General features: G+C 35.0%; 7 protein-coding genes. All 7 read left to right on the forward strand.

Translation table 11 applies throughout. From position 1 onward, the window contains the following. Positions 1 to 116: 116 nt before the first annotated feature. The 7 genes from ATE49_RS10955 (at position 117) to ATE49_RS10980 (ending at position 3,067) form a co-directional block, all read left to right on the forward strand. Positions 117 to 704 carry a hypothetical protein gene (locus ATE49_RS10955; protein ID WP_065082207.1) on the forward strand — a complete coding sequence of 196 codons (588 nt, stop codon included), beginning with the start codon at positions 117 to 119 and terminating at the stop codon, positions 702 to 704. 11 nt (positions 705 to 715) lie between these two features. After that, positions 716 to 1,450 (forward strand): DUF3164 family protein, encoded by a 735-nt coding sequence (locus tag ATE49_RS10960; RefSeq protein ID WP_081278461.1) that lies wholly within the window; start codon positions 716 to 718, stop codon positions 1,448 to 1,450. Continuing rightward, entirely contained in the window at positions 1,437 to 1,571 is a 135-nt protein-coding gene (locus tag ATE49_RS20600; RefSeq protein WP_260213956.1) for a hypothetical protein, read from the forward strand. The genes ATE49_RS10960 and ATE49_RS20600 overlap by 14 nt, the downstream gene beginning before the upstream one ends. Before the next feature lie 127 nt (positions 1,572 to 1,698). Continuing rightward, on the forward strand, positions 1,699 to 2,028 hold the full coding sequence (locus tag ATE49_RS20605) for a hypothetical protein (protein ID WP_260256178.1): 330 nt from the start codon (positions 1,699 to 1,701) through the stop codon (positions 2,026 to 2,028). 7 nt (positions 2,029 to 2,035) lie between these two features. Further along, positions 2,036 to 2,299: a hypothetical protein gene (locus tag ATE49_RS10970; RefSeq protein WP_065082208.1), complete on the forward strand. Its 264-nt coding sequence runs from the start codon at positions 2,036 to 2,038 to the stop codon at positions 2,297 to 2,299. Between the two features lie 5 nt (positions 2,300 to 2,304). Further along, positions 2,305 to 2,616 carry a hypothetical protein gene (locus tag ATE49_RS10975; protein ID WP_065082209.1) on the forward strand — a complete coding sequence of 104 codons (312 nt, stop codon included), beginning with the start codon at positions 2,305 to 2,307 and terminating at the stop codon, positions 2,614 to 2,616. 76 nt (positions 2,617 to 2,692) lie between these two features. Then, the gene (locus ATE49_RS10980; protein ID WP_065082210.1) at positions 2,693 to 3,067 is read left to right on the forward strand and encodes a hypothetical protein; all 375 of its coding nucleotides are present in this window, start codon (positions 2,693 to 2,695) and stop codon (positions 3,065 to 3,067) included. The last annotated feature ends 405 nt before the right edge of the window (positions 3,068 to 3,472 follow it).

The raw sequence follows: 3,472 nt of genomic DNA on the forward strand, positions 1-3,472 counted from the left end.
ATAGAATTACCGGTAATGTTCGATTTAGAACCTTATCCGTGTCTGAAGGAACTTATCTACAAGTTCAAATATGAGGCCCCAACAGAATATTATCCAAACGATTTAAGAAAATAATTATGGCAGTTTCAATAAGTACTTCCGAATATAATAAGCTTCTTTCTATTGCTAAAAACAGGTTTCCTAATTGTTATGAAGATATTGTGCATGACGCCATTTTAGAGGGATTAAATTTTGAAGAGTGTCAGCGAAAAATCAAAACTTTCAGCTATAAATATAAAACAATTAGCGAGGTTGATTTAACTGCTTTATATCAAGAAAAAGTTTGCATAAAGTGTAATAAATGCTATCCGATAGCATTCTTCGATGTATACAAAAAAGAAAATGTAACATCAACTTATAATATCTGTAAAGATTGTGTAAATAAAAGAACATTGGAATGGCGTGCAAATAATCGGGTAAAAGTTAGAAAATACAATAAAAAGTGGTACGATAATAATAAAGAATCTAAACTTCGATACAATGAAAATTACAGGCTTCAAAACAATGATCGCGTCAAAGAATATGTTAAACAATGGAAGGCTAATAATAAAGAACGTGTTAAAGAACACTCTAAAAAATGGTATGCCAATAATAGAGAATACATGATCGAATATTCGAGGAAATATCGTGAAAAGAAAAAACTAACTAAAGAATTATCAATATAAAAATTAAAACAATGACAACAATAGATTTTAATGCTCTTACAGCAGAACAAAGAGCAGAATTGTTAAAAAACATTCCTGCAGACGAACTAAAAGCTAGCATTCAGGCTCAGACTAAGCAAAAAGATGAAGACCGAAAGGCTTACAAAGAAATCGTAAATGAAGCAGTTCCTCAGATTGTGCAAGTAGCTAAAAATTTGTCTACTATGCTATCACAGGGAAAGTTTGACATTTTTAATAGTCTTAGATTTTTATTAGATCAAAAGGCAGAAGTTTTTGAAATTAAACAAGGGCAGCAGAGCCATACGTTTAGTGATGATAAGGGTAACGGGATTACTTATGGCTATCGTAGTATAGATGGTTGGGACGACACTGTAAATGCTGGAATTGATATCATTAATGAAGTTATTGAAAGCTTTGCTACTGATGAAAAGAGCGCGAAACTGGTAACTGTGATCAATAAGCTGCTAAAAAAAGATGCAAAGGGTAACCTTAAGAGCAGCCGTGTACTGGAGCTACAGCAGTTAGCGGACGAATTAGCTATTGAACGCTTCACAGACGGTGTTAATATCATTAAGAATGCTTATAGACCTGTAAGATCTGCTTTCTTTATTGAAAGTTGGTATACTAATGCTCAAGGAAAAAAAGAGTATTATCCTCTTTCTATCTCTTCTGTTGACTTTCCTGAAGGAACTATTATCGAAGATTTATTTCCAATCGAAAATACTGAAGAAAATGTTAGCGAATAATCCGTTTGCAGCTTATGTACTGGCAGCGCTTGCAATAGTAGCATTTATTTGCTGTGTAACTACACTGGCTATGATGGGAATAGACCACTTTAAAAATAAGAAGCCGTGGAATATGTGGTAGTACTCCTGGTTTTGGGTGCAGTTGTATGGATTCTCACCACAGGAAAAAAATAGCAGATCCTCTCCCGGCGGGCAGGCACTTACGTTCGAGTCGTAAGCGGGAACAACGAATTTTAAATAATAATAGTATGAGTGAAATTAAATCAAAGAGTTACACATTAAGAACGGAATCAGGTTCTTGGTTAGCACAAATCGTTCTAACATCGGATGGAATGTTTGCAAGCATTACAGATTATGGAAATCTGTCCTTCGGTTGGAGAAGTACTGGCAGGGATGATTTTAGACAATTTATTTGTGAATTGAATGTTGAATACTTTGGCCAAAAAATGTACCAAGGCAATACTTACATTTTATATTCTCAAAAATGTCAAAAAGCATGTATGCGATTTGCAGAAAAAATACTGCCGCCTTTGCAGAAATTATTAAGACAGGACATTATAGATAATCCCAAATTTTAAAACTTTTATGGAAGATCCGGACGAAATGGAAATGCCAGTAAAGTGTAGATGTGGCGAATGGTTTGATCTGCATGATGGTTTTTCCTGTAAATGGAAAAATGAAACGGTTTGCGAGAGCTGCCACGAGCTCCAGACAGAGATTGAAGATCTGAAGGAAGAAATTATAGACCTGGAGAATGATATCGCTAACGATATCCAGAAAAGAGACAACAAACGCCGGCTAAAACTGGCTAAGGAAGAATTAAAAAAACTTGAAAATCAATATTATTAAATACTATGGGAGTAGATTATTCCGCCAATAAAGGCATCGGTTTTATGGTAAACCACAATGAATTCGAGGACAACGAAGATTTCGATATCCGAGAGTATTTGGAAGAAGTATTGAGAGGTACTGGCTATCAATACTTTGAAGTTGGAGAAGGAGCTTATACAGGAGAAACTAACGAAGTTTATGTAGTTCTAAGCGATTTTAAACCTATCCAAGATCTGGAAGAAAGAGCACAAAAGCTCAAAGATTTTCTTCTACAGCTTCATTTAGTAAGTGAAGATTCAGAATATGATTTAGTAGGAGGATTAGAGGTCTACTAATTAAACATCCCAAACGGTTTTTTGGAGCGGTTCGATTCCGCTCCTGGGAACAACGAATTTTTTAAATAATAGTAATATGAAACTAAGAAAAATTGAAGTCAGCTCACATGACAGAAGCAATGGAAGACCGGTTCTTACTGTGTCTAAAAGTGGAAAATTCTCTATTTCTCCAGCTATGCGTGAGAAAATAGGTTATAAGAAGGGTTTGAAAATAAACTTCTTCCAAGATGAAGAAGTTCCAAAGAACTGGTATATCACACTAGATGAAAGCGAAGGTGTAAACATTAGAGAAGCTATGGCAGGTAAATACCTTACCACATTTGTCCAAAAAGTAACCTTAGCAGATACTGTTCGAAGAGCTTTCGGAACTGAAGAAGCCATGCTTTTTTCTATAGGTGCTGCTACAGAATTGGAGGGGGTAAAATATTGGCCCTTGCTACACAATAAGTAATACAATTTTCCGAGAAAATTATATACAAAATTTTAAAGAAATTATATAATGATCATCAAAAAGAAATTGATTTCCCGGAATAGTTTCGAACACTTCGAAATACAATTTATTGCAAAAGGATTGTATATGTTGGATTACTACAATAGTATATCTGGGTATAGTAAGGAGGCGTTATTAACTAAATGCAGAGTACGTAAGCCGATAGACTGCAATAGTACTAATGTAAACCTAAAAGGTAAGGACGCATACAGACCAATATGTAACGGGTATATACGACGCCTTCGTTTTGATGCTAACGTAATAGAATCGCTATGAATACTTAAAAGGCAAATACAGGCTTAGAGGTCTGTTAATTAACATCCCAAACGGTTTTTTGGAGTGGTTCGATTCCGCTCCTGGGAACAA

This window comes from Elizabethkingia miricola, assembly GCF_001675285.1.
GTDB classification, from domain to species: Bacteria; Bacteroidota; Bacteroidia; order Flavobacteriales; family Weeksellaceae; genus Elizabethkingia; species Elizabethkingia miricola.

Bases quoted from the DNA above. Each gene is read 5' to 3' on its own strand.
- ATE49_RS10970 (WP_065082208.1), top strand. From the start codon at position 2,036: ATGGAAGATCCGGACGAAATGGAAATGCCAGTAAAGTGTAGATGTGGC.
- ATE49_RS10960 (WP_081278461.1), top strand. From the start codon at position 716: ATGACAACAATAGATTTTAATGCTCTTACAGCAGAACAAAGAGCAGAA.
- ATE49_RS10980 (WP_065082210.1), top strand. From the start codon at position 2,693: ATGAAACTAAGAAAAATTGAAGTCAGCTCACATGACAGAAGCAATGGA.
- ATE49_RS10975 (WP_065082209.1), top strand. From the start codon at position 2,305: ATGGGAGTAGATTATTCCGCCAATAAAGGCATCGGTTTTATGGTAAAC.
- ATE49_RS20605 (WP_260256178.1), top strand. From the start codon at position 1,699: ATGAGTGAAATTAAATCAAAGAGTTACACATTAAGAACGGAATCAGGT.
- ATE49_RS20600 (WP_260213956.1), top strand. From the start codon at position 1,437: ATGTTAGCGAATAATCCGTTTGCAGCTTATGTACTGGCAGCGCTTGCA.
- ATE49_RS10955 (WP_065082207.1), top strand. From the start codon at position 117: ATGGCAGTTTCAATAAGTACTTCCGAATATAATAAGCTTCTTTCTATT.